We start from the raw sequence: 24,820 nt of genomic DNA on the forward strand, positions 1-24,820 counted from the left end.
GTCCCGCCGACCGTAATGCGTTCCAAGGCTCCGTTGCACATCCCGTGTGGCGGTTCTATGACTATTTAACCGACTCGCTTTTCGGAGTCGATCAACAGGCTGGGCGGCTGGTATCTGTCGCAATCCGACGATCAACGCCCGTGTGTTCAACCGAGTAGAATTCAAATGACAGAATCTTTTGCTGAACTGTTCGAAGCCAGTCAAACCAATCTGGCGAAGCTGAAGCCGGGCTCGATCGTCACTGGTACCGTGGTGGAAGTACGCGGCGACGTGGTGGTGATCAACGCTGGCTTGAAGTCCGAAGGCATCGTGCCGATCGAGCAGTTCCGTAATGACGCTGGCGAGATCGATGTTGGCGTAGGCGACCAGGTCAAGGTTGCCCTTGATTCCATCGAGAACGGCTTCGGAGAGACCGTGCTGTCGCGCGAGAAAGCCAAGCGCGCAATGGTGTGGGATGAGCTGGAAGAGGCGTTGGAAAAGAACGAAACCATCACCGGCCGCATCAGTGGCAAGGTTAAGGGTGGTTTCACCGTGGATATCAAGGATGTCCGCGCGTTCCTGCCTGGTTCGCTGGTGGATGTGCGCCCGGTGCGCGACCCGGCCTACCTAGAAGGCAAGGAACTTGAGTTCAAGCTGATCAAGCTGGACCGCAAGCGCAACAACGTGGTGGTTTCGCGTCGTGCAGTGGTCGAGAGCGAGCATTCGGAAGAGCGCGAGCAGCTGATGGACAAGCTGCAGGAAGGCGCGATACTGAAGGGTGTCGTCAAGAACCTGACCGACTACGGCGCATTCGTGGACCTGGGCGGTATCGACGGCCTGCTGCACATCACCGACATGGCCTGGAAGCGCGTGCGCCATCCGTCCGAAGTCGTCAACGTTGGCGATGAGCTGGACGTTCGCGTGCTGAAGTTCGATCGCGAGCGTAACCGCGTCAGCCTCGGCCTGAAGCAGCTGGGCGAAGATCCGTGGGACAACATCGCTCGTCGTTACCCGGCCAACAGCCGCGTGTTTGGCAAGGTCTCCAACGTTACCGATTACGGCGCATTCGTCGAGATCGAGCCGGGCGTCGAAGGTCTGGTGCACGTCTCTGAGATGGATTGGACCAACAAGAACGTCAACCCGTCCAAGGTTGTGCAGGTGGGTGACGAAGTCGAAGTGATGGTGCTGGATGTCGACGAGGAGCGTCGCCGCATCTCGCTGGGCATGAAGCAGGTTGCCGCCAATCCGTGGGAAACTTTCGCTGCCACCCACAAAAAGAACGATAAGGTGTCCGGTCAGATCAAGTCGATCACCGACTTCGGCATCTTCATCGGTCTGGACGGCGGCATCGACGGTCTGGTCCACCTGTCCGACATCAGCTGGAACACCACCGGCGAAGATGTTGTGCGCAACTATAAGAAGGGCGACACGCTGGAAGCCGTGGTGCTGGCAGTCGATCCGGAACGTGAGCGCATCAGTCTGGGCGTCAAGCAGCTGGAGCAGGATCCGTTCGGCCAGTACATGGCTTCCAACCCGAAGGGTTCAAAGGTCGAAGGTGTGGTCCGAGAAGTCGATGCCAAGGGCGCCATGATCGACTTGGCCGATGGCATCGAAGGCTACGTCGCTGCACGCGACATCGCCAACGAGCGTGTGGACGATGCGGCCCAGCACCTGAAAGTCGGCGACAAGATCGAAGCCAAGTTCGTGGGCATGGACCGTAAGGGCCGCACCCTGCAGCTGTCGATCAAGGCCAAGGACGACGCCGAAATGCGCGAAACACTGGAGGAATACCAGTCCTCCGCCGCATCCGGTGGCATGACTCAGTTGGGCGCGTTGCTGCGTGCACAGTTGAACAGCAACAAGTCCGAGTAAGCGCGTAGCGCTCGCAAGAGCGTGATGGATCGGCCCGGGCTTGCCCGGGCCGATTCCGATGTGTCAGTCGAAAAAAGCAAGTTTTCCCATGACAAAGTCCGAATTGATTGAAATCCTGGCGCGACGCCAAGCGCATCTGAAGTCGGACGACGTGGATCTGGCAGTGAAGTCGCTGCTGGAAATGATGGGGCAGGCGCTCTCGGATGGTGATCGGATCGAAATCCGCGGGTTCGGCAGTTTCTCGCTGCATTACCGTCCACCACGCCTGGGCCGTAATCCAAAGACCGGCGAGTCGGTCGCCTTGCCTGGCAAGCATGTTCCGCACTTCAAGCCGGGCAAGGAATTGCGTGAGCGTGTGAGCTCCGTGGTCCCGGTCGATCTGGCCGATGCAGCGGATTGAAGGCTGTTCTGGCGCTGCGTTTATGTTGTCTCGGTTAAGCTAAGCCCCTTCCCGACGGAGTTCTCGCCATGAAGGTGTTTCGTTTGCTGGTGATGTTGGCCTTCCTGCTGGTCGGTCTGATCATCGGTGCGGTCAATTCCCAGGACGTCACTCTCGATTTCCTATTCTCTAATGTGCATACCACCTCCGGGATCGCGATCATCGTCGCGCTGCTGGTCGGTGTGTTGATTGGTGCCGGCATGGTGCTGGTCAGTGTGGTCATTCCCATTTATTCCAAACTGCGCCAGGCCAACAAGGCTGTTGCTGTCAGTCGCGTCGACGCTAGGCCCATTCCGCCTGGCTCAGCCGAGCCCCGCCCCTTTGACGGGATGTAAGTACGTATGGACTTTCTGACCGAATGGATCTGGTTCTTCCTGTTTGTACCGGTGGCAGCGCTAGGCGGCTGGATCGTTGGTAGCCGCGGTGGTCAACGCCACGGCGATACTCAAGTCAGTCGCTTGTCCAGTACCTACTTTCGCGGCCTGAACTATCTGCTCAACGAGCAGCCGGACAAGGCGATCGAGCTATTTCTGCATATCGCCGAATTGGATAAAGAAACCTTCGAGACGCAGGTCGCGTTGGGCCATCTGTTCCGTCGTCGCGGTGAAGTCGACCGTGCGATCCGTTTGCACCAGGGGCTGGTGCAACGCGCCGACCTGACCGATCAGCAGCGCGTCCAGGCCTTGCTGGCACTAGGCGAGGATTACATGAAGTCCGGTCTGCTGGATCGTGCCGAAACCGTGTTCACCGAACTGGCGCAACTCGATCAACGCGCACCGCAGGCGCTGCGTCATCTGATCGGTATTTATCAGGCCGAGCGCGATTGGGAAAAGGCGATCGACAACGCGACTCGCTACGAAGAGGTGACCGGCGAGCCGATGGGCAAGCTGATCTCGCAATTCGAATGCGAATTGGCCGATCGCTATCGCAGTCTGAACAAGAGCGACGAAGCGCTGCAGGCGATCGCACGCGCTTATCAGGCCGATGGCACTTCAGTGCGTGCAGGCATCCTGGAAGGGCGCATCGAAGCCGAGCGCGGACACGACGAAGCGGCGGTACGCGCGTTCGAGCGTGCGGCCCGGCATGACCCCGAATACTTGCCGGAGATTATTCCGGCATTGATGGCGGCGTATCGCCGGGTCGGCGATATTCCAGGTGCGCGCAATTTCCTGTCGGAGATGACCGAGCACTATCGCGGCATTGCGCCGGTGCTGGCGCTGACCCAGTTGATGGAAGCGCAAGACGGTGTGGCGCCTGCGCTGGCCTACCTGGGGCGTCAGCTCAAGGATCGGCCGTCGGTACGCGGCGAGTCGGCATTGATCGATCTCGCCCTGGCCGAAGGCAGCGATCCGGTTGGCACGCTGCAGAATCTCAAACACATTACCGATCAGTTGCTGGTGCGCAACCCGAGCTACCGTTGCACCCGTTGCGGCTTCGGTGCCAAAACGCACCATTGGCAATGCCCGAGCTGCAAGGAATGGGGTTCGGTCAAGCCGTTGTTGAACTACGCGGTGGTCTGATGGTCTGGTTGTGGTGCGTGCTGCATCTGGTGGCTTCAGCGCTGGGGACGTGGTTGTTGCGGCGTTATGCGTTGCACCGCCGCTTGCTCGACCAACCCGGTGAACGACGCAGCCATGTGGTCGCAACGCCGCGGGGCGGCGGTATGGCCATCGTGTCGGCCATCCTGCTGGGTTGCTTTGCCGCAAGCGCGTTATGGCCGGCGGCAAACCTGGTCGTCGGTTGGTTCGCTGCAGGGTTGGTGTTGGTAGCTGCTGTGGGTTGGTGGGACGATCATCGCCCGTTGTCGGCCAAGCTGCGTTTTGCGATCCATCTGGCCGCATCGGCGTCGTTAGGCTGGTTGGTCAGCCACTACACGGGCAATGTGTGGGATGGCGTTCTTACCGCAGCGGCGTCCGTGGTGCTGATCAACGTCTGGAATTTCATGGACGGCATCAACGGTTTGGCAAGCAGCCAGGCTGCGCTGGCTGCATTGGCATTTGCGGCCGTGGCGCCAGTTGCATGGTCTTGGGCGGGTCTGGCGATTGCCGCCTCCTGTCTGGGATTTCTTCCATTCAATTTTCCGCGGGCGCGCATTTTCTTGGGGGATGGCGGCAGCGGTGCGCTCGGATATGTGCTGGCCGCTTTGCTGGCGGTCAACGTGGTGAGCGGGCAGGTGAGCTGGTGGATCAGCTGGTTGCCGCTCACGGCATTTCTTGTAGACGCCGGTTTTACGCTACTGGCTCGCATGCTTGCCGGGCAACGCTGGTGGGAGCCGCATGCCCAGCACGTCTATCAGCGTCTGGCACGCCGGCTTGAGACGCACGTTCCGGTAACGGGTGTTTACTTTGCTTTCAGCCTCGCTGCGGTCTGCTTGTATGTGTTGAGTCGTCATGATCTGTTTTGGCTGCAGGTGTCCGAGGCTCTGGCATGGGGTGTAGGCGCTACCGCGATTTGGCATTTTCTGCGCGATGGACTGCGCAATTCCTGAGTAATGGACTTTTATGATTTCCTTGCGTGATCGTTTGACCAAAGCATTGCCGCAGACGGCAGTAGTAGTGCACGACCTGCTGATGGTGTGGGTGTGTTGGCAGCTACTGCATGCCGGCCGCTATTCCATGCTGCGTGAAGCGCCCGATCTGCCGCTATCGGACTGGCGCACCGCAGTAGTACTGGTGGCGCAGGGGTTGGTATTCTGGAAGATGGGCCTTTATCGCGGGCTGTGGCGGTTCGCCTCGGTGCCGGATCTGTGGAACATCTTCAAGTCAAGTTTTCTCGGCTTGGTCGCGATCGTGTTGGCGCTGTCTTACGACCGCCTGGACGGTGTGCCGCTCTCGGTGCTGGTCGTTTACCCGTTCGCGCTGTCGGCATTGCTGGGTACGCCGCGCCTGCTGTATCGCGCCTGGAAGGATTATCAGATCGCACACTCCGGCGCTGCTGCGCAGCGCGTGCTGATCCTGGGCGCCGGTCGCGCCGCCGAAGGATTGGTGCGCGATCTTCGTCGTAACGGTGCGTTTGTGCCGGTGGGTTATCTGGATGACGCCAGCAATCTGCATGGCGCCAAGATCCAGGGTCTTAACGTGCTTGGCAATCTGGATCAGGCCGCAGCCATCGCTAAAGAGACAGCGGCCAAGTTGCTGGTGATCGCGATTCCGTCCTTGGATGCCTCCGGCATGCAGCGCGTGGTGGCGATCTGCGAAAGTACCGGCTTGCCGTTTCGGATGGTGCCCAAGCTGATCAACGTGCTGGAAGGGCGCTCGTTGCCGGGCGAGTTGAAAGAAGTCGCGATCGAGGACCTGCTCAATCGCAAGCCGGTCACGCCTGACTGGCGCTTGATTCGAGACTGGCTGACCAACAAGACGGTGATGGTGACTGGCGCTGGTGGTTCGATCGGCTCGGAGGTTTGCCGCCAGTGTGCGCGTCACGGTGCGCGTCGGATCGTGCTGCTGGAAATCGACGAGCTGGCATTGCTGACCATCGACTCGGATCTGCGCCGGTTGTTCCCCGATATCGAAGTGGTGCGCGTACTGGGCGATTGCGGCGACCCGGCCGTCGTTGCGTATGCGCTCAACACCGCAACGCCGGATGCGGTGTTCCATGCGGCCGCCTATAAGCAGGTGCCGTTGCTGGAAGAACAGTTGCGTGAGGCGGTGCGCAACAACGTGTTGGCGACCGAGAATGTGGCGCGTGCCTGTCAGCGTGCGCGGATCGAGACCTTCGTCTTCATCTCCACCGACAAGGCAGTCGAGCCGGTCAACGTGTTGGGCGCGAGCAAGCGCTACGCCGAGATGATCTGCCAGAGTCTTGACGCACGCGATGCGCCGACCCGCTTCATCACCGTGCGCTTCGGCAATGTTCTCGATTCGGCCGGTAGCGTGGTGCCGTTGTTCCGCGAGCAGATTCGTCAGGGCGGCCCGGTCACGGTGACGCACCCGGATGTGACGCGTTACTTCATGACGATTCCGGAAGCCTGCCAGCTGGTGGTGCAGGCCGCTGCATCCGCGTCGCACGGCGCGATCTACACGCTGGACATGGGCGAGCCGGTGCCGATTCGCTTGTTGGCCGAACAGATGATTCGCCTTGCCGGCAAACAGCCAGGCAAGGACGTGGCGATTCTCTATACCGGCCTGCGTCCCGGCGAAAAACTGCATGAGACGCTGTTCTATTCCGACGAAGACTATCGCCCCACCGCGCATCCCAAGATCCTGGAAGCCGGTGTGCGCGAGTTCTCGCACGAGCAGGTGTTGCAGTTGGTGACGCGCCTGCGTGAGGCAGTTAACCGCTATGACATCAAGGTGATGGAGACTGTGCTGGGCAGTCTGATGCCGGATTTCGCGGCTGCTCGACGGAAAGTCGACGCGCGATCTGATACGGTCGTTCCATTCCCCGCACGTGAGGTCAGAAGACTTTAATGAGTAAGCGTATTCGCAAGGCCGTTTTCCCCGTTGCAGGTCTTGGGACCCGCTTTCTTCCGGCAACCAAAACGGTTCCGAAAGAAATGCTGCCAATCATCGACAAACCGCTGATCCAGTACGCCGTCGACGAAGCCATCCAGGCTGGTTGCGATACCCTGATCTTCGTCACCAACCGCTATAAGCACTCGATCGCGGACTACTTCGACAAGGCCTACGAGCTGGAGCATAAACTCGAGCGCGCAGGCAAGCTGGAGCAACTGGAGCTGGTGCGTCATGCGTTGCCGAAAGGCGTTAGCGCCATTTTTGTGACGCAGGCTGAAGCACTGGGTCTGGGCCACGCAGTTCTTTGCGCCAAGGCGGTGGTGGGTGATGAGCCGTTCGCTGTGTTGCTGCCAGACGATCTCATCTGGAATCGCGGCGCTGGTGCGCTGACGCAGATGGCTGATGTGGCAGAAGCCTCCGGTGGCAGTGTTATCGCGGTCGAAGATGTGCCGCACGACATGACCGCGAGCTACGGCATCGTGGCTACCGACGTGTTCGATGGCCACAAGGGTCGCATCACCGCCATTGTTGAAAAGCCCAAGCCGGAAGTGGCGCCTAGCACTCTGGCCGTGGTCGGGCGCTATGTGCTCAGCCCGAAAATCTTCGAACTGCTCGAACAGACCGATGCAGGAGCGGGTGGAGAAATTCAATTGACTGATGCGATTGCTGGGCTGCTGCAGCAGGAAACTGTCGATGCGTATCGTTTCGAGGGCCGTCGCTTCGATTGCGGCGCGCATATTGGTCTGATCGAGGCTACGGTGCACTTCGCGCTTGAGCACAAGAAGCATGGGGGACTTGCGAAGGAAATCCTGCGCGCTGCGTTGGCCGAGGCAGACGCTCGCAGCTGATTGCCTCGCACCGTTTGCATCCACGAACGACGCCACCTGGCGTCGTTCGTCGTTTTGGGGCGTCACTGATCAGGGCCGATCTGCTGTTTGGGATCGATCCAACAGGGACGACTGATCGACAGACGCGCATCCAGGTGCAGGCCAGTGCAGAGCGTGTACGGCTGGGATCCCTGGCATGAGCAGCCTGCCGAATACAGTGAATTGATCAACGTGGTGGCCCTGCTGGGCGCTGCCGTGGTTGCGATTCTGCTATTTCGTCGCCTCGGCCTGGACTCGGTGCTCGGTCACCTGGGCGCCGGATTGGCTATTGGCCCATTCGGGCTGGGCTTGTTCGACGAGCCGCAGGCGATCTTGCATGCGTTCGAATTGGACGTGTTGATGTTCCTGTTCTTGTTCGGGCTGCAAACGCAGCCGTCGCATCTGTGGAGTTTTTGCAAATAGATCTTCGGTCTGGGCACTGTGCAGATCGTGGTCTGCGCGACGTCCCTCCGATTTTGAGTAGCGCCTCAGTTTGGAGTCCAATTCCCTACCCCGAGGAGATTGGACGTGAAGAAGCGCTTTACCGAAGAGCAGATCATTGGCTTCCTGCGTGAGGCCGAAGCAGGCGTGGCGATCAAAGACCTGTGCCGGCGCCATGGCTTCAGTGAGGCCTCGTACTGCCTGTGGCGCAGCAAGTTCGGCGGGATGAGCGTGCCCGATGCCAAGCGACTCAAGGACCTTGAGTCCGAAAACGCGCGGCTGAAGAAGTTGTTGGCCGAGCAGCTGTTCGAGAACGACCTGATCAAGGATGCGCTGCGAAAAAAGTGGTGAGCGCACCCGCGCGTCGTGCGCTGGTGCGCGAGTGGATCGGGTGCGGTGCCAGCGAGCGTCGCGCCTTGGCGGCGATCGGCATGAGCGCCAGTGCGCTGCGCTACTGCCCGCGCGAAGACCGCAACGTTGAGCTACGCGAGCGCATTCTTGCGCTGGCGCATCGCCATCGCCGCTATGGCGTGGGGATGATCTATCTCAAACTTCGTCAGGAAGGACGCGTCGTGAACTACAAGCGTGTGGAGCGGTTGTACCGCGAACAGCAGATGCAGGTCCGGCGCCGCAGGCGCAAGAAGGTGCCGGTGGGCGAGCGCCAACCATTGTTGCGGCCATCGCAGGCCAACCAGGTGTGGTCGATGGACTTCGTGTTCGACCGCACCGCCGAATGATACGCCCAGGGTTCCGTAGACACTCAAGACCCTCGTTGCGCGTAGCGCCGTTCAAACTCTACAGGGGACAGGTCGCCAGTTGAACCGTGGCGGCGGTTGGGGTTGTAGAACATCTCGATGTAGTCGAATACCTCGGCGCGAGCGGCGTCCTTGGTGGAATAGGTCCGCCGCCTGATCCGCTCGCGTTTGAGCAGTCCGAAGAAGCTCTCCACGGGTGCGTTGTCGTGGCAGTTGCCACGCCGACTCATGCTGCACACCACGCCATGGGACGCTAGGAAACTCTGCCAGTCATCGCTGGTGTAGACAGACCCTTGGTCCGAATGAACCAAGCAACCAGCGTTGGGTTTGCGCCGCCACACCGCAGACAACAAGGCCTGCACGACCAACTCGGTGTCGGCCCGATCGCGCATCGCCCAGCCGACAACCTGCCGGGAAAACAGATCGATCACAACAGCCAGGTACATCCAGCCTTCATGCGTGCGGATGAAGGTGAAATCGCTCGCCCAGGCCGTGTCCGGCTCAGTCACGTCGAACTAGGTTGGCCGCCGCCTTGCACTGCATTCCTCCATGGAGGCGCGGTTTGCGACCATAGCCCACCTGGGCACGCAGTCCCTCGGTGCGCATCAGCCGATGCACCCGATGGCGACTGCAACGCTCACCCAGATCGCGCAGATCCCTGGTGATCTTGCGATGCCCATAGACACTGCCGCTGGCCAGCCAGTGGTGCTTGATCAGTCCAAGCAAGCGCTCATCTTCCTTGGCGCGCTCACTGTTGGGCGAGCACAACCAGGCGTAATGGCCCGACCGGTTGACCCGCAATACCCGGCACATCGCACACACCCTGAATTCCCCGCAGTGGGCTTGCATGAAGGCGTACTTGAAACCACGATTGGTCACTTGCCGGACCGCCTCGATCTTGAATTCATCCGTATACCGCTTGCTGCTCATGGACACCTCCGAATCGACCATTTTCCATGGCCTTGAGATGTCTAGGAGACCCTGGGCGTATCAAATCCGTACTGGCAGTTCTTCACTGGCGAGGTCGTGTTCCAGACGCGCTTGCCGTGCGATGCCAGCTCGCTGACGCGCTGGCGGCAGCGCCTGGGTGAGGCCGGGATGGAAGAGCTGCTGGCGCACACCATCAACGCCGCGCATGCGATGCAGGCGGTGGACGCACGCGAGTTGTCGCGGGTGATCGTGGACACCACGGTGCAGGAAAAGGCGATCGCCTATCCGACCGACAGCCGTTTGCTGGAGGTGGCACGCAAGAAGCTGGTGTTACTGGCCAAGCGGCACGGCATCGGAGTGCGGCAGAGCTACGCGCGGCAAGGCCCGGCCCTGAGCCGCAAGGCAGGTCGGTATGCGTATGCGCGCCAGTTCAAGCGCATGCAGCGCGTGCTGCGACGTCAACGCACGGTATTGGGGCGGGTGTTGCGCGATATCGAGCGCAAGCTGGACCAGGTGGACCCCGGCGTGCGCGAGCGCATCGCTGTCTGGCTGGAACGTGCGCAACGGCTGTACACGCAGCGTCCGAAGGACAAACAAAAACTCTACGCATTGCATGCCCCGGAAGTGGAATGCATCGGCAAGGGCAAGGCGCGTCAAGCGTACGAATTCGGCGTCAAGGTCGGCATTGCGGTCACCGCCTGCAAGGGATTGGTCGTGGGTGCGCGCAGCTTCCCGGGCAACCCGTACGACGGCGATATCTTGGCCGAGCAGCTGGAGCAGACACGCGGGTTGCTGCAGGATGTGAGCGTAGAACCGACGGTGGCGATCGTGGACCTGGGCGATCGCGGGCGCGAAGTCGATGGCGTGCAGGTCCTGCATCGCGGCAAGGCCAAGACGCTGACGCGACGGCAATGGCGCTGGATCAAGCGACGGCAGGCGGTGGAGCCGGTGATCGGACATCTGAAAGACGACTGCCGGTTGCGTCGCTGCAGGCTGAAAGGTGCCCAAGGCGATGCGCTGCACGTGCTCGGCTGCGCCGCCGGCTACAACCTGCGCTGGCTGCTGCGCTGGATCGCGTTTTTGCGTGCCTGGATGCGGGCGATGGGATGGTCATCCTTGAGCGCCGTGCCGCTGTCACCGACGGCACTTGGCACTTGAAGGGGATCTTTCAGGGACGACTATGTAGTCGCCCCTGAAAAACCCCAACCACCCAACGACCGCAAGGCCTTGATGTCTGCACCGGCGTGCCAGAACTACCAGTGTTCGCTACGCTGAAGGCTGGTTTCTGGCAATTTTCAGTCATGCGTACACGCCGTCCTGCTGCCGAAGACATGCCTGCCGACGAGTTGTTTCGTTCGCGGCTGGAGAACCAGATCGATCTGCGTCATCGGCTGGCGCGGCTGAGCCAACGGATGCCGTGGACGGCGTTGGAACAAGCACTTTCATCGCGCTTGCCGGCCACCCAGGCCGGTGGCGGTCGGCCGGCATTGCCGGTGCGGCTGATTGCCGGTTTGCTCTACCTCAAACACGCCTACGACCTGTCCGATGAAGCGGTGTGCGAGCGCTGGCTGGAGAATCCGTACTGGCAGTTCTTCACCGGTGAGGTCGTGTTCCAGACGCGTTTGCCGTGCGATGCCAGCTCGCTGACGCGCTGGCGGCAGCGCCTGGGTGAGGCCGGGATGGAAGAGCTGCTGGCGCACACCATCAACGCCGCGCATGCGATGCAGGCGGTGGACGCACGCGAGTTGTCGCGGGTGATCGTGGACACCACGGTGCAGGAAAAGGCGATCGCCTATCCGACCGACAGCCGTTTGCTGGAGGTGGCACGCAAGAAGCTGGTGTTACTGGCCAAGCGGCACGGCATCGGATTGCGGCAGAGCTACGCGCGGCAAGGCCCGGCCCTGAGCCGCAAGGCAGGTCGGTATGCGCATGCGCGCCAGTTCAAGCGCATGCAGCGCGTGCTGCGACGTCAACGCACAGTGCTGGGACGGCTCATGCGCGACATCCAACGCAAACTCGATCAGGTAAACACCGGCGTGCGCGAGCGCATCGCTGTCTGGCTGGAACGTGCGCAACGGCTGTACACGCAGCGTCCGAAGGACAAACAAAAACTGTACGCATTGCATGCCCCGGAAGTGGAATGCATCGGCAAGGGCAAGGCGCGTCAAGCGTACGAATTCGGCGTCAAGGTCGGCATTGCAGTCACCGCCTGCAAGGGATTGGTCGTGGGTGCGCGCAGCTTCCCGGGCAACCCGTACGACGGCGATACCTTGGCCGAGCAGCTGGAGCAGACACGCGGGTTGCTGCAGGATGTGAGCGTAGAACCGACGGTGGCGATCGTGGACCTGGGCGATCGCGGGCGCGAGGTCGATGTGGCGTGCAGGTCCTGCATCGCGGCAAGGCCAAGACGCTGACGCGACGGCAATGGCGCTGGATCAAGCGACGGCAGGCGGTGGAGCCGGTGATCGGACATCTGAAAGACGACTGCCGGTTGCGTCGCTGCAGGCTGAAAGGTGCCCAAGGCGATGCGCTGCACGTGCTCGGCTGCGCGGCCGGCTACAACCTGCGCTGGCTGCTGCGCTGGATCGCGTTTTTGCGTGCCTGGATGCGGGCGATGGGATGGTCATCCTTGAGTGCCGTGCCGCTGTCACCGACGGCACTTGGCGCTTGAAGGGGATTTTTCAGGGACGACTATGTAGTGTGGGTGCTGGAGCATGCTCAGCACAGCTGCTGTGCCGGCTGGTCGCACCAAATTTTTGTACTGGTCGCGCCAACTTTTTCGCATACGCGCTGTGCGAGCGTGTTGCCTGCCGCAATCCACGAGATACGAGCGCTGAAGCTTTGGCTGTGGTGCGCACCGCATCTGCCGCAGCCTCGTTTCGCATTCGTGCGTAAGAGCGCTGGCACAGACGCTTATGCCGGTGGACTGCGGCCACGCAGCAATATTGCTTGGTGCCGGCCGTACGCAGGTTGGCAACGATGTAACGAATAAAAAAGCCGGCGCCGATAAGCCCGCTGGCGCCTATCCAGTCAGCCGTGCTTGCGTTGAGCCGCGGCAAAGGCCTCCAGCTGCTCGGGCGTGGCGTCTTTCTGATACTGCTGCTTCCAGTCGGCGAACGACATGCCATAGACCGCTTCGCGTGCCTGGTCCTTGCTCATCGTTTGACCTTGCGCTTCGGCCGCTTCGCGGTACCAGTCGCTCAGGCAATTGCGGCAGAAGCCAGCGAGGATCATCAGATCTATGTTCTGCACATCGCTGCGATCCTGGTTGAGATGCTGCAACAGACGGCGAAATGCGGCCGCTTCGATGGATGTCGTGATTGAATCCGGCGTTGAGGTGGTGTCGGTCATGACAGAATCGGGGACAATAGACGGCCTCCGACTCTACACCTGACGCCACATGACCGCTTCCGCGCCAGCTGCATCTGCTACGGCCCGCCTTCTCGATGGTCGCCGCATTGCCGAGGACCTGCTCGACGGATTGAAGCTGCGGGTGGACGCGCGTCTGGCAGCCGGCAGGGTACGCCCCGGATTGGCGGTGGTGCTGGTCGGCAGTGATCCAGCCTCGTCGGTGTATGTGCGCAACAAGCGGCGTGCGGCCGAAAAGGTCGGCATCGAAGCCTTCGATTACGACTTGCCGCAAGGTACCAGCGAAATCGAATTGGCGAAGCTAGTCGACCAACTCAATGCAGACCCCAAGATCCACGGCATCCTGATCCAGCTGCCGTTGCCGGGGATCTCCGATGCCAATCGTTTGATCCAGTGCATCGACCCGTGCAAGGACGTGGATGGTTTCCATCCGCAAAATGTCGGGCATCTTGCGTTGCGCGAATTTGGCCTGCGTCCATGCACGCCCCGCGGCATCGTGACTTTGCTCGGTCATACCGATCAGCCGGTGCGTGGCCGCAACGCGACCATTGTTGGCGTGAGCAACCACGTCGGTAGGCCGATGGGCCTGGAGTTGCTGATCGCCGGTTGCACGGTCACCAGCTGCCACAAATTCACCCCGCCCGAGGTGCTGGAAGCCAGCGTGCGCAATGCCGATATTCTAGTGGTGGCGGTGGGCCGTCCGGGCCTGATTCCTGGCGAATGGGTCAAGCCGGGCGCAGTGGTGATCGATGTAGGCATCAATCGTTTGGAAGACGGCCGTTTGGTAGGCGATGTCGGTTTTGACGCCGCAGCGCAGCGCGCGTCCTGGATCACGCCGGTGCCGGGCGGGGTAGGGCCGATGACGGTGGCCACGCTGATGCAGAACACGTTTGAAGCCGCCGACGCGTCTGATTGAGGCGCAGTCGTAACGCAGCATTGCGGCTGTAGCCACGCACCGCAGTGTCTTCGTGACGTCTTTCAGGGTAAAATGTCGCGCTTTCCCAAACTCGGGTCCGCCGATGCTGCGCATCCAGGCTGAAGCTCTTACCTACGACGACGTTTCGCTCGTCCCTGCTCATTCGATTGTCCTGCCCAAGGACGTCAGTCTGGAAACTCGGCTGACGCGCGATCTGCGCCTGAAGCTGCCGATTCTCTCGGCTGCGATGGACACAGTGACCGAGCACCGCCTGGCGGTGGCCATGGCCCAGCTGGGCGGCATCGGCATCATCCACAAGAACCTCACGCCGGCCCAGCAGGCTGCTGAAGTGGCCAAGGTCAAGAAGTTCGAGTCAGGCGTGATCACTGAGCCGTTTACCGTCAGTCCGGACACGACGATCGGCGAGGTGCTTGCGCTGACCCGCGCGCGGAATATCTCCGGTGTGCCGGTGGTGGATGGCACCGAACTGGTCGGCATCGTCACCAGCCGCGACATGCGCTTCGAAAAGAAGCTCGACGATCCTGTCCGGCACATCATGACCAAGAAGGATCGCCTGATCACAGTGCGCGAAGGTGCCAGCGATGAGGAAGTGCTCGAGCTGCTGCATCGCAACCGCATCGAAAAAATCCTGGTGGTCAACGACAGCTTCGAGCTGCGCGGCCTGATCACGGTCAAGGACATCCAGAAAAAGACCGACAACCCGAACGCGGCCAAAGACAACGCCAAGCGATTGCTGGTGGGCGCGGCGGTGGGCGTGGGCGGCGATACCGAGCAGCGCATCGAGCTGCTCGCCGCAGCCGGCGTTGACGTAGTGATCGTGGATACCGCGCATGGCCATTCGCAAGGTGTGATCGACCGCGTGGCCTGGGTCAAGAAGGCCTATGCACAGCTGCAGGTGATCGGCGGCAACATCGTCACCGGCGATGCTGCGCTGGCGTTGATGGATGCCGGCGCCGATGCGGTCAAGGTCGGCGTCGGTCCGGGCTCGATCTGTACCACGCGTATCGTTGCCGGTGTCGGCGTACCGCAGATCACTGCGGTCGATATGGTGGCCGAAGCGCTGCAGGACCGCATTCCGCTGATTGCCGATGGCGGCATCCGCTATTCCGGCGATATCGGCAAGGCGCTGGTTGCCGGTGCGTCCACAGTGATGGTCGGCGGCCTGTTGGCTGGTACCGAAGAAGCGCCGGGCGAGGTCGAATTGTTCCAAGGTCGCAGCTACAAGAGCTACCGCGGCATGGGCAGCCTGGGTGCGATGGAGAAGGGGTCCAAGGATCGTTATTTTCAGGACGCCAGCGACGCCGACAAACTGGTGCCGGAAGGCATTGAAGGCCGCGTGCCGTATCGCGGCCCGGTCGGCGGCATCGTCCATCAGCTGATCGGTGGTCTGCGAGCGACCATGGGTTATGTGGGCTGTGCCACCATCGAAGACATGCGCACCAAGCCGAAGCTCGTCAAGATCACCGGCGCCGGCCAGCGAGAGAGCCACGTCCACGACGTGCAGATTACCAAGGAACCGCCGAACTACCGCGCTGGGTGAAACAGTGCGCGGGATTGGGGATATGGCATTCGGGATTCGTAAGAGCCTACCGCTTCCTCATCCGGCAGCGGTCGCCACCTCCGCTTTTGCGAATCCCCAATCCTAACTCCCGATTCCCGGCCCCAATGACCAATATCCATAACGACAAGATCCTTATCCTCGATTTCGGCGCGCAGTACACCCAGCTGATTGCGCGGCGTATCCGTGAGATCGGGGTCTATTGCGAGATCTGGGCGTGGGATCATGATCCGTCAGAGATCGCCGGCTTCGGTGCCAAGGGCATCATCCTGTCTGGTGGTCCTGAGTCGACCACGTTGCCGGGTGCGCCGTTCGCGCCGCAGGAAATCTTCAACAGTGGCTTGCCGGTGTTCGGCATCTGCTACGGCATGCAGACGCTTGCCGCGCAATTGGGTGGTGCAACCGAGGCGGCGGATCAGCGCGAATTCGGTCATGCCGAAATCGATGTGGTTGCCGCTGACGCCTTGTTTTCCGGGCTGACCGATCACGCTGGATCGTCGCGTTTGAACGTGTGGATGAGCCACGGCGACCACGTGTCACAAGTGCCACCGGGCTTCATCATCACTGCAGTGACCGACCGTATTCCGGTTGCGGCGATGTCCAACCAGGACAAGCGTTGGTATGGCGTGCAGTTCCACCCTGAAGTTACCCATACGTTGCAGGGCCAGACCTTGCTGCGTCGTTTCGTGGTCGATGTCTGCGGTTGTCAGACGCTGTGGACGGCGGCCAACATCATCGATGACCAGATCGCGCGCGCGCGCGAGCAGGTGGGCGATGACGAAGTCATTCTCGGCCTGTCCGGTGGTGTCGATTCGTCGGTGGTCGCCGCGCTGTTGCACAAGGCGATCGGCGACAAGCTGACCTGCGTGTTCGTCGACACCGGGCTGCTGCGTTGGCAGGAAGGCGACCAGGTGATGGCGATGTTCGCTGAGCACATGGGCGTCAAGGTGATCCGCGTCAACGCGGCCGATCGCTATTTCGCCAAGCTCGAAGGCGTCAGCGACCCGGAAGCCAAACGCAAGATCATCGGTAACCTGTTCGTGGATATCTTCGATGAAGAATCCAACAAGCTGGCCAATGCCAAATGGCTGGCGCAGGGCACGATCTATCCGGACGTGATCGAGTCGGCCGGCAGCAAGACTGGCAAGGCGCACGTGATCAAGAGCCACCACAATGTCGGTGGCCTGCCCGAGCACATGAAGCTGGGTCTGGTCGAGCCGTTGCGCGAGCTGTTCAAGGACGAAGTGCGGCGCCTCGGCGTCGAGCTCGGCCTGCCGCGCACGATGGTGTATCGCCACCCGTTCCCCGGCCCCGGCCTGGGTGTGCGGATCCTGGGCGAAGTGAAGCGCGAATACGCCGAACTGCTGGCCAAGGCCGATGCGATCTTCATCGACGAACTGCGCAAGGCCGATCTGTACGACAAGACCAGCCAGGCGTTTGCGGTGTTTCTGCCGGTGAAGTCGGTGGGCGTGGTCGGCGACGCGCGCGCCTACGAATGGGTGATCGCACTGCGTGCGGTGGAGACCATCGACTTCATGACCGCGCACTGGGCGCACCTGCCGTACGATTTCCTAGGCACAGTGTCCAACCGCATCATTAACGAATTGCACGGCGTCTCGCGCGTGGTCTACGACATCTCCGGCAAGCCGCCTGCGACGATCGAGTGGGAATGATCCGGTGTCTGGCACCGGCTGGCATCTGGTAGCAGGAGAACATACCTAAGCCCGCGTCATTGCGGGCTTTTTTGTGTTTTCATTCGGCACCGGCTGGCAATCTTTGGCATCCCCGAGCACCGTTTTTTCATGGCATGATGAATGGCATTGAATGCTTCGATGCCATGAGGTGCCACCGATACCATGTAGCTACCCTTCTACCTATCATGGTATTTATCTGACGTAGTGCAATGATTCCATTGTGTTTTTACGCCAGGATTGGGCTGATTTTCGATCATGGTATTTGAGCCGACCTAGGGCGAGAACCATGCTTACCGATACCAAGCTGCGCAACCTCAAGCCGAGAGACAAGCTCTACAAGAAGAACGACCGTGACGGCCTCCATGTGGCCGTCACGCCGGCTGGGGCGATCTCGTTCCGCTACAACTACTCGATCCACGGCCGCCAGGAAACCATCACCTTCGGCCGCTATTGCGTAGGCGGCATCACGCTGGCCGAGGCCCGCCAGCGGCTGGGCGAGGCCAAGAAGATGATCGCGGCCGGGAAGTCGCCTGCCAAGGAAAAGGCGCGAGACAAGGCCCGCGTCAAGGATGCGGAGACGTTTGGAGCCTGGGCAGAAAAGTGGCTGCGCGGCTACCAGATGGCCGATTCCACCCGCGATATGCGCCGCTCAGTCTACGAGCGAGACTTGAAGCCGAAATTCGGCAATCAGAAACTGGTGGAGATTGCCCACGAGGACTTGCGCGCGCTGACCGATGCCATCGTGGAGCGAGGCGCACCGGCAACCGCGGTGCATGCCCGCGAAGTGGTGTCGCAGGTCTATCGTTGGGCTATCGAGCGCGGCCAAAAGGTTGAGAACCCGGCAGAGCTGGTGCGCCCGACGAGCATTGCCAAGTTCGAGCCGCGCGACCGTGCGCTGAACCCGGACGAAATCAGCTTGATGTACCAATACATGGAGCGCATCGGCACAACGCCATCCATCCGGGCGGCGGCCAAGCTGCTGCTGCTGACGATGGTGCGTAAGAGTGAGCTGACCAATGCGACCTGGAGCGAGATCAATTTCAGTGATGCGCTTTGGACGATCCCGAAGGAGCGGATGAAGCGGCGCAATCCGCACCTGGTGTTCTTGTCCCAGCAGGCGCTGGATATCTTCATTGCCATGAAAACCTTTGCGGGGGGATCGGACTACGTGTTGCCGTCGCGGTATGACTCGGACTTGCCCATGAGCAGCGCCACGCTCAACCAGGTGCTGACGTTGACGTATCGACTGGCGCAGAAGGAAGGGAAGTCACTCGCCAAGTTCGGCCCACATGACTTGCGGCGCACGGCCAGCACGTTGCTGCACGAAGCTGGCTACAACACCGATTGGATCGAGAAGTGCCTTGCCCACGAACAGAAGGGCGTCAGAGCCGTCTACAACAAGGCTGAGTATCGCGAGCAGCGCACGGCGATGTTGCAGGATTGGGCGGACATGATCGACGAATGGACGCTGAAACGGCCGAAGGGATCGGTCAGTTGAAGGCAGGGTAGGCAGTAGCCGCCCACGCATCGAGGCGTCGCCTCGGGCTTTATTGACACTTGAGGGGCGCAGCGTTTTAGCCGCTAAAAAGCGGCGACGGAACCGCCTGCTACTGGCGATGGAGTGAATCCGGGGCGCATGGCCTGAGTGCCAGACGCCTTGCGCGCCTCAATCCATTCCTCGATCTCGGTCAAGTCCCAGGCGACATTTCGGCTGGTGAGTGCGATCCGGCGCGGGAACTCCCCGCGCTGCTCCATGTTGAAAATCGTGCGCTCAGACAGCGGGATCATCGCCAGCAGTTTCTTGCGATTGATGAGCGTCTTACTTGTCGTTGCCTGCATCCCCTGGCCTCTTTCAGTCAATTGCGAACATGTGCCTGATGGTGCCCGGCAATTCAGATCAGATCGGCCTAATAAGTCGCCCCTGAAAAACCCCAACCACCCAACGACCGCAAGGCCTTGATGTCTGCACCGGCGTGCCAAAACTACCAGTGTTCGCTACGCTGAAGGCTGGTTTCTGGCAATTTCCGCCCATGCGTACACGCCGTCCTGCTGCCGAAGACATGCCTGCCGATGAGTTGTTTCGATCGCGGCTGGAGAACCAGATCGATCTGCGTCATCCGCTGGCGCGGCTGAGCCAACGGATGCCGTGGACGGCGTTGGAGCAAGCACTTTCATCGCGCTTGCCGGCCACCCAGGCCGGTGGCGGTCGGCCGGCATTGCCGGTGCGGCTGATTGCCGGTTTGCTCTACCTCAAACACGCCTACGACCTGTCCGATGAAGCGGTGTGCGAGCGCTGGCTGGAGAATCCGTACTGGCAGTTCTTCACCGGTGAGGTCGTGTTCCAGACGCGTTTGCCGTGCGATGCCAGCTCGCTGACGCGCTGGCGGCAGCGCCTGGGTGAGGCCGGGATGGAAGAGCTGCTGGCGCACACCATCAACGCCGCGCATGCGATGCAGGCGGTGGACGCACGCGAGTTGTCGCGGGTGATCGTGGACACCACGGTGCAAGAGAAGGCGATCGCCTATCCGACCGACAGCCGTTTGCTGGAGGTGGCACGCAAGAAGCTGGTTTTAGTGGCCAGGCGGCACGGCATCGGATTGCGGCAGAGCTACGCGCGGCAAGGCCCGGCCCTGAGCCGCAAGGCAGGTCGGTATGCGCATGCGCGCCAGTTCAAGCGCATGCAGCGCGTGCTGCGACGTCAACGCACGGTATTGGGGCGGGTGTTGCGCGATATCGAGCGCAAGCTGGACCAGGTGGAACCCGGCGTGCGCGAGCGCATCGCTGTCTGGCTGGAACGTGCGCAACGGCTGTACACGCAGCGTCCGAAGGACAAACAAAAACTCTACGCATTGCATGCCCCGGAAGTGGAATGCATCGGCAAGGGCAAGGCGCGTCAAGCGTACGAATTCGGCGTCAAGGTCGGCATTGCGGTCACCGCCTGCAAGGGATTGGTCGTGGGTGCGCGCAGCTTCCCGGGCAACCCGTACGACGGCGATACCTTGGCCGAGCAGCTGGAGCAGACACGCGGGTTGCTGCAGGATGTGAGCGTAGAACCGACGGTGGCGATCGTGGACCTGGGCTATCGCGGGCGCGCGGTCGATGGCGTGCAGGTCCTGCATCGCGGCAAGGCCAAGACGCTGACGCGACGGCAATGGCGCTGGATCAAGCGACGGCAGGCGGTGGAGCCGGTGATCGGACATCTGAAAGACGACTGCCGGTTGCGTCGCTGCAGGCTGAAAGGTGCCCAAGGCGATGCGCTGCACGTGCTCGGCTGCGCCGCCGGCTACAACCTGCGCTGGCTGCTGCGCTGGATCGCGTTTTTGCGTGCCTGGATGCGGGCGATGGGATGGTCATCCTTGAGTACCGCGCCGCTGTCACCGACGGCACTTGGCGCTTGAAGGGGATTTTTCAGGGACGACTAATAATTGTTCACTTTGGTTGACAACGAAAAAGGTCGGGGAATGAGCGCGCCTACCGCTTCTTCAGGTGAAACGTTGCAGGGATTGATGCCAGCGCCTTAAGGGTTTTAGATACTGCTTGGCGCGTCAGCGGCCGTTGATCGTTACTTGAAAGCTGTTCTGCAATCTCTGACTGATTAAGCCCGGAATACTGGAGCAACAAAATCTTCTTCTTGGTGTCCGACAGCTTCGAGTCCACCATCAATCGCGCCAGGTTGCGTAGCTCAGTCAGGTTGGCTGGCTGTAAGGTCTGACTCAGCATGTAGTGAAAGAAGTAACCATCAACCAGTTTGTCGCCTGATGCCGCTGCATGGGGTCTGGATCGCTTCGCGCATTGCCGGGTAAGTCTTGCCAATTCGAGATCGAATTGCGCGATGGATCGTGTTACTTGTCTATAGGCAGGGTTCGCTGCGCCGTTCAGCAGCTTGGGCTTATGAGCTACGCAGTACAGGCTGCTCAAGCGAAGTGAGTCAGCGGCTCCGCGCAATTGAGACTCATCGCCTGCAAACGAAGCCAGCTCGGTAAGCGCTCCGCAAAATCGGCAAAATCCTTGCCGGCGTCTTCCATTCAAGCCGCGTGCCTTGCCATCCGAGCCGCGCAGTGGCGATTCGACTGGTTGCTTGCGGGCGCAGGCCCATATCAGCTCAAACAGCGATTCGAGGGTAGCTGTAAACCGTTTGTCCCTTGCGCTTGTGCAGTCCTCCTGGCGGATGAACTTCCGGAGTAGTTCCCGTTGCAGGAGAACCATCGCATCAAGTCCCACCAGTCGGATGATTCCGCTGAAACTCACCCCTGTTCCTGCTCCGGGGATATGGCCCAAGCAGCGTTGCGGCAGCGTCGCCGTGTACGCAGCCACGGCGGGGTCAATGAGTTCCTGTATCAGCCCAACGATGGGGTAGCGCCGCGAGGAGGCGGAATACGGCCGCCAGCGATCCTCGAACTGCTCGATGGCTTCCGAGACAGTGGGGTCGCAGCCTTCCCAGGTGACAATGGTTGTATCATTCTTCATGTCAACCATTTTGGACAACTAATAAGATGTAGGTAATCCCCATAAAACCTAACCTTCGTAGCAATTCGGTTGATAACGGAGGTTTACGCAATGATGATAGAAGACACGCTGCTGCAACGCTTCGGCCCGCTGCTGAGCATGGCGCAGCTCGCCTCTGTCCTGGATCGATCACCGGATGGACTGCGGGTCAGTTTGCGCACGGCGAGCGAATGGGCGGGGCGAATCAACAAGGCTCGCTTCAAGATCGGTCGGCGCGTCTACTTCCGAACCTCGCAGATCGCCGAGGTGTTGAGCGACGAGTCCCTATACGGAACGGGGAACTGAGGCGTGGCGATTGACGTCCTCGCGGCGTTCGAGTGCGAACCGCCGGTGCTGGACTTCATATGGCCGGGCTTCCTGGCGGGAACCGTGGGCGCGCTCGTTGCTCCAGGAGCCACCGGTAAGAGCTTCTGGGCGCTGGAAGCGACCATGAGCATCGCATGCAGCGTTGCCGGCGGCGACCTCGTGGGCCTGGCTCCCGCACACTCCGGGCGCGTGGTTTATCTGGCTGGGGAAGACCCGCCGTCCGCGCTTGTGCGGCGCATTCACGCCATCGGCCAGCACCTCGGACACGCAGCACGCCAAGCCATCGCAGAGAACCTTGCGCTTGAGCCAATCATGGGTAAGCGCTTGAACGTCATGGACGAGGCTCACTTGCGCCGCGTCATTGAGTACAGCGCCGGGGCCAGGCTGATCGTGCTGGACACCCTGAGCCGCATCCACGCCCTCGATGAGAACAGCAATGGCAGCATGGCCAACCTCGTGGCCGTGTTCGAGCAGGTCGCGGCTACCACGGGCGCATCCGTGCTCTACCTGCACCACGTCAGCAAGGGAAGTGCCCGCGAAGGCCAAACCGACCAGCAGCAGGCCGCGCGTGGCGCTTCCGCGCTCATCGACAACGCCAGGTGGTGCGGTTACGTCGCGCGCATGACTGAGGACGAGGCGAAGCGCCTTAGCGACCGCGCCCATGACCGGCAGCCCATCGGCAATGAGCGCCGCGGCTACTTCGTGCGTTTCGGCGTTAACAAGCAGAACTACGACGCTACGACGCTTGATCGCTGGTACATGCGGCACGCAGGCGGCGTTCTGGTGCCAGTGGAGCTGCATGAAGCCAGCAAGAATGAAGAAAAGGGACGTGATGGCAGGAGGCGAAGCGATGGCTTTTAACCTTACCCATGCCCGGCACGATCCGATGCATTGCCTGGTCCCCGGTTTGTTCCGCAGTCTTAAGCGCGGCGAACGGAAGAGGCTCAAGCTCGATGTGACGTATCACTACGCCGAGAATGAACAAGCGCGGTTTGTCGGCCTCGAGCCTCTTGGCGCTGATGACATGCGACTGCTACAAGGTCTTGTGGCTCTTGGAGGGCCGAAGGGCATCATCCTGACGCCAGATCCAACAGCAGAGTTGCCGAGGCAACTGCGTCTATTCCTTGAGCCGAAGTTCGAAGCGGTAGGGCAGGATGCGCTTGTCGTGCGAGAGAGCATGACAAGCCTGCTAGCCGAAATCGGCTTGACCGATGGCGGCGACAATATCAGGGCGATCAAGGCGTGTTTGCTGCGCATGGCAAACGTGACGGTGGTAGTCACCAATGGGATTAGGCAAAGGTCTTTTCACTTGATGAGCTACGCCTTCGACGAAGAGGACGGACGGCTATTCGTCGCGTTGAATCCCCAGATTGCAGAGGCGATTCTTGGGCGGCGCCCGTATACCCGCATCGAGATGGCCGAGGTGCGGGCGCTACAAACCGACCCGGCCCGCCTTATTCACCAGCGGCTATGCGGCTGGATCGATCCTGGCAAAGCCGGGCGCGTGGAACTCGATACGCTTGCTGGCTACGTCTGGCCGGACCAGGCGAACGCCGAGGCTATGAAGAAGCGCCGCCAGAAAGCGCGCAAAGCTCTGGCCGAGCTTGCTACCGTGGGCTGGAAGGTGAGCGAGTATGCAGCAGGGAAGTGTGAAATTTGCAGGCCGAAGCCCGTAGTAACGTTCCCCAAGCTCCGTAGCAATGTTCCCCTTTACCCGTAGCAATGTTCCCCTTTACCCGTAGCAACGTTCCCCTTTATCCGTAGCAACGTTCCCCGCCTCAAACCGGAAAACACAGCAACGGCGCGGGCTTGCGGCTAGTTCGCAAGTTCCATCCATGATCTTCCAGGATCATCTACTAGGCGCGGTACTTGCCGCCGCCATGTAGGGCGACGCCAGGCCCTTGCCATGGTCGGCTTTCAGCCGTTGAGTTGTACGCCAGGAGGGGTGGCTCGGCCGCACCATTTTTAGCGGCTAAAAACTAAGCGCCCCTCAAGTGTCAATGAATCGGTTTTTTATGTTGTAGCGCACTACAACATACAACAAGCGCCATTCGCGGCCTGGCCGCGAACGTTAGACCCGTCTTTGGCGGTGTTTCAGGATCGTCATCCCAGGCAAGGCTTGCGTCTAACGCCGCTTTCTACGATGGCGGCCGAACGGTTCATTGACACTTGAGGGGCCACCTCGCTGCCGATTATCTATGGACCAACTCCCTTCTTGGCGTTCAACTTGTCGGTGATGCTGAATGGCTGCCGTCGCTGTCTTGGGGCACGCTAGTGGCACCAGCTTCATGTCAACCATTTCGGCCAATTATTGGAATGTTGCGCAGGCCGACACTCCTTAAGCTTCGCAGTAGTTCAGTTGATAACGGAGGTTTACGGACATGGCGACGACAGACAGCAGCTACCCTGCCGAGTTGGCCGCACGGCTCGCTCTTGAGCAGCAGACCTCGCAGATCAAGCGCCGGGACTACCTGGCCGCTTTCATGGCGGCGCGCTCAGACGTTAAGAAAGCGATGGAGGCCGGCTACACGCTCAAGATCATCTGGGAGCACATGCGCGATATCGGGCGCATCCCTTTTCGATATGAGACGTTCCTGAAATACGTTCGCCAGCACATCACCAATGCGCCGCCTGGGTCCATGAGTCACGGCAGCGCGAAGTAAGGAAAGCCCCGTGTTCAATCGCTGCAAGTGCGTGGCTGAAACACTGCTATC

General features: G+C 60.8%; 19 protein-coding genes and 5 pseudogenes. 20 read left to right on the top strand and 4 right to left on the bottom strand.

Annotated features, from left to right (window positions below; genetic code table 11):
• Positions 1-165 precede the first annotated feature (165 nt).
• The 9 genes and pseudogenes from rpsA to PD885_RS09575 form a co-directional block, all read left to right on the top strand.
• Positions 166-1,851 carry a 30S ribosomal protein S1 gene (gene rpsA, locus PD885_RS09535; RefSeq protein WP_002805780.1) on the top strand — a complete coding sequence of 562 codons (1,686 nt, stop codon included), beginning with the start codon at positions 166-168 and terminating at the stop codon, positions 1,849-1,851.
• Between the two features lie 88 nt (positions 1,852-1,939).
• Entirely contained in the window at positions 1,940-2,251 is a 312-nt protein-coding gene (locus PD885_RS09540; RefSeq protein ID WP_002805779.1) for an integration host factor subunit beta, read from the top strand.
• A 68-nt stretch (positions 2,252-2,319) separates the two neighbouring features.
• Positions 2,320-2,625, top strand: coding sequence for a lipopolysaccharide assembly protein LapA domain-containing protein (locus tag PD885_RS09545; protein ID WP_002805777.1), 306 nt, complete (start codon positions 2,320-2,322; stop codon positions 2,623-2,625).
• Between the two features lie 6 nt (positions 2,626-2,631).
• Positions 2,632-3,810: a lipopolysaccharide assembly protein LapB gene (gene lapB / locus PD885_RS09550; RefSeq protein WP_002805775.1), complete on the top strand. Its 1,179-nt coding sequence runs from the start codon at positions 2,632-2,634 to the stop codon at positions 3,808-3,810.
• Positions 3,810-4,778, top strand: a complete 969-nt coding sequence (locus PD885_RS09555; protein ID WP_002805773.1) for an MraY family glycosyltransferase — start codon at positions 3,810-3,812, stop codon at positions 4,776-4,778. The genes lapB and PD885_RS09555 overlap by 1 nt, the downstream gene beginning before the upstream one ends.
• Positions 4,779-4,791: 13 nt before the next feature.
• Positions 4,792-6,699 (top strand): polysaccharide biosynthesis protein, encoded by a 1,908-nt coding sequence (locus tag PD885_RS09560; RefSeq protein ID WP_002805772.1) that lies wholly within the window; start codon positions 4,792-4,794, stop codon positions 6,697-6,699.
• Positions 6,699-7,592: a UTP--glucose-1-phosphate uridylyltransferase GalU gene (gene galU / locus PD885_RS09565; protein ID WP_002805770.1), complete on the top strand. Its 894-nt coding sequence runs from the start codon at positions 6,699-6,701 to the stop codon at positions 7,590-7,592. The genes PD885_RS09560 and galU overlap by 1 nt, the downstream gene beginning before the upstream one ends.
• A gap of 153 nt (positions 7,593-7,745) precedes the next feature.
• A pseudogene (locus PD885_RS09570) lies at positions 7,746-8,030 on the top strand (cation:proton antiporter domain-containing protein); the annotation flags it as partial.
• Positions 8,031-8,138: 108 nt separating this feature from the next.
• Positions 8,139-8,785, top strand: a pseudogene (locus PD885_RS09575) (transposase); the annotation flags it as partial.
• 26 nt (positions 8,786-8,811) lie between these two features.
• On the opposite strand, the pseudogene PD885_RS09580 reads toward PD885_RS09575, so the two are convergent.
• Positions 8,812-9,736, bottom strand: a pseudogene (locus PD885_RS09580) (IS3 family transposase).
• Between the two features lie 57 nt (positions 9,737-9,793).
• Between PD885_RS09580 and PD885_RS09585 the strand changes: the two are divergent.
• Positions 9,794-10,894: pseudogene (locus tag PD885_RS09585) on the top strand (IS5 family transposase); the annotation flags it as partial.
• A 143-nt stretch (positions 10,895-11,037) separates the two neighbouring features.
• Positions 11,038-12,407, top strand: a pseudogene (locus PD885_RS09590) (IS5 family transposase).
• 359 nt (positions 12,408-12,766) lie between these two features.
• On the opposite strand, the gene PD885_RS09595 reads toward PD885_RS09590, so the two are convergent.
• The gene (locus PD885_RS09595; protein ID WP_002805766.1) at positions 12,767-13,087 is read right to left on the bottom strand and encodes a DUF1244 domain-containing protein; all 321 of its coding nucleotides are present in this window, start codon (positions 13,085-13,087) and stop codon (positions 12,767-12,769) included.
• A 49-nt stretch (positions 13,088-13,136) separates the two neighbouring features.
• Between PD885_RS09595 and folD the strand changes: the two genes are divergently transcribed.
• The 4 genes from folD to PD885_RS09615 all read left to right on the top strand — a co-directional run bounded on the left by folD (position 13,137) and on the right by PD885_RS09615 (position 18,792).
• Positions 13,137-14,021 carry a bifunctional methylenetetrahydrofolate dehydrogenase/methenyltetrahydrofolate cyclohydrolase FolD gene (folD, locus tag PD885_RS09600; protein WP_002805762.1) on the top strand — a complete coding sequence of 295 codons (885 nt, stop codon included), beginning with the start codon at positions 13,137-13,139 and terminating at the stop codon, positions 14,019-14,021.
• Between the two features lie 103 nt (positions 14,022-14,124).
• Positions 14,125-15,582 (top strand): IMP dehydrogenase, encoded by a 1,458-nt coding sequence (gene guaB, locus PD885_RS09605; RefSeq protein WP_002805758.1) that lies wholly within the window; start codon positions 14,125-14,127, stop codon positions 15,580-15,582.
• 125 nt (positions 15,583-15,707) lie between these two features.
• Entirely contained in the window at positions 15,708-17,273 is a 1,566-nt protein-coding gene (gene guaA / locus PD885_RS09610; RefSeq protein ID WP_002805756.1) for a glutamine-hydrolyzing GMP synthase, read from the top strand.
• Positions 17,274-17,580: 307 nt separating this feature from the next.
• Positions 17,581-18,792: a tyrosine-type recombinase/integrase gene (locus PD885_RS09615; RefSeq protein ID WP_002805754.1), complete on the top strand. Its 1,212-nt coding sequence runs from the start codon at positions 17,581-17,583 to the stop codon at positions 18,790-18,792.
• 83 nt (positions 18,793-18,875) lie between these two features.
• On the opposite strand, the gene PD885_RS09620 is transcribed toward PD885_RS09615, so the two are convergent.
• Positions 18,876-19,133 (bottom strand): helix-turn-helix transcriptional regulator, encoded by a 258-nt coding sequence (locus PD885_RS09620; RefSeq protein WP_002805752.1) that lies wholly within the window; start codon positions 19,131-19,133, stop codon positions 18,876-18,878.
• A gap of 191 nt (positions 19,134-19,324) precedes the next feature.
• Here PD885_RS09620 and PD885_RS09625 point away from each other — a divergent pair, with 191 nt between their 5' ends.
• Entirely contained in the window at positions 19,325-20,692 is a 1,368-nt protein-coding gene (locus PD885_RS09625) for an IS5 family transposase (RefSeq protein WP_088057118.1), read from the top strand.
• A 73-nt stretch (positions 20,693-20,765) separates the two neighbouring features.
• On the opposite strand, the gene PD885_RS09630 is transcribed toward PD885_RS09625, so the two are convergent.
• Positions 20,766-21,770 (bottom strand): hypothetical protein, encoded by a 1,005-nt coding sequence (locus PD885_RS09630; RefSeq protein ID WP_002805744.1) that lies wholly within the window; start codon positions 21,768-21,770, stop codon positions 20,766-20,768.
• 81 nt (positions 21,771-21,851) lie between these two features.
• Here PD885_RS09630 and PD885_RS09635 point away from each other — a divergent pair, with 81 nt between their 5' ends.
• From PD885_RS09635 to PD885_RS09650, 4 genes are all read left to right on the top strand, one after another.
• Positions 21,852-22,085, top strand: coding sequence for an SPRY domain-containing protein (locus tag PD885_RS09635; protein ID WP_002805742.1), 234 nt, complete (start codon positions 21,852-21,854; stop codon positions 22,083-22,085).
• A gap of 3 nt (positions 22,086-22,088) precedes the next feature.
• Positions 22,089-22,967 carry a helicase RepA family protein gene (locus PD885_RS09640; RefSeq protein WP_002805739.1) on the top strand — a complete coding sequence of 293 codons (879 nt, stop codon included), beginning with the start codon at positions 22,089-22,091 and terminating at the stop codon, positions 22,965-22,967.
• Positions 22,921-23,826, top strand: coding sequence for a replication protein C, IncQ-type (repC, locus tag PD885_RS09645; RefSeq protein WP_425477658.1), 906 nt, complete (start codon positions 22,921-22,923; stop codon positions 23,824-23,826). The genes PD885_RS09640 and repC overlap by 47 nt, the downstream gene beginning before the upstream one ends.
• A 661-nt stretch (positions 23,827-24,487) precedes the next feature.
• Positions 24,488-24,769 (top strand): TraK family protein, encoded by a 282-nt coding sequence (locus PD885_RS09650; RefSeq protein ID WP_002805735.1) that lies wholly within the window; start codon positions 24,488-24,490, stop codon positions 24,767-24,769.
• Positions 24,770-24,820: the final 51 nt, after the last annotated feature.

The sequence above is a fragment of the Xanthomonas fragariae genome (assembly GCF_900183975.1).
Classification (GTDB): Bacteria; Pseudomonadota; Gammaproteobacteria; order Xanthomonadales; family Xanthomonadaceae; genus Xanthomonas; species Xanthomonas fragariae.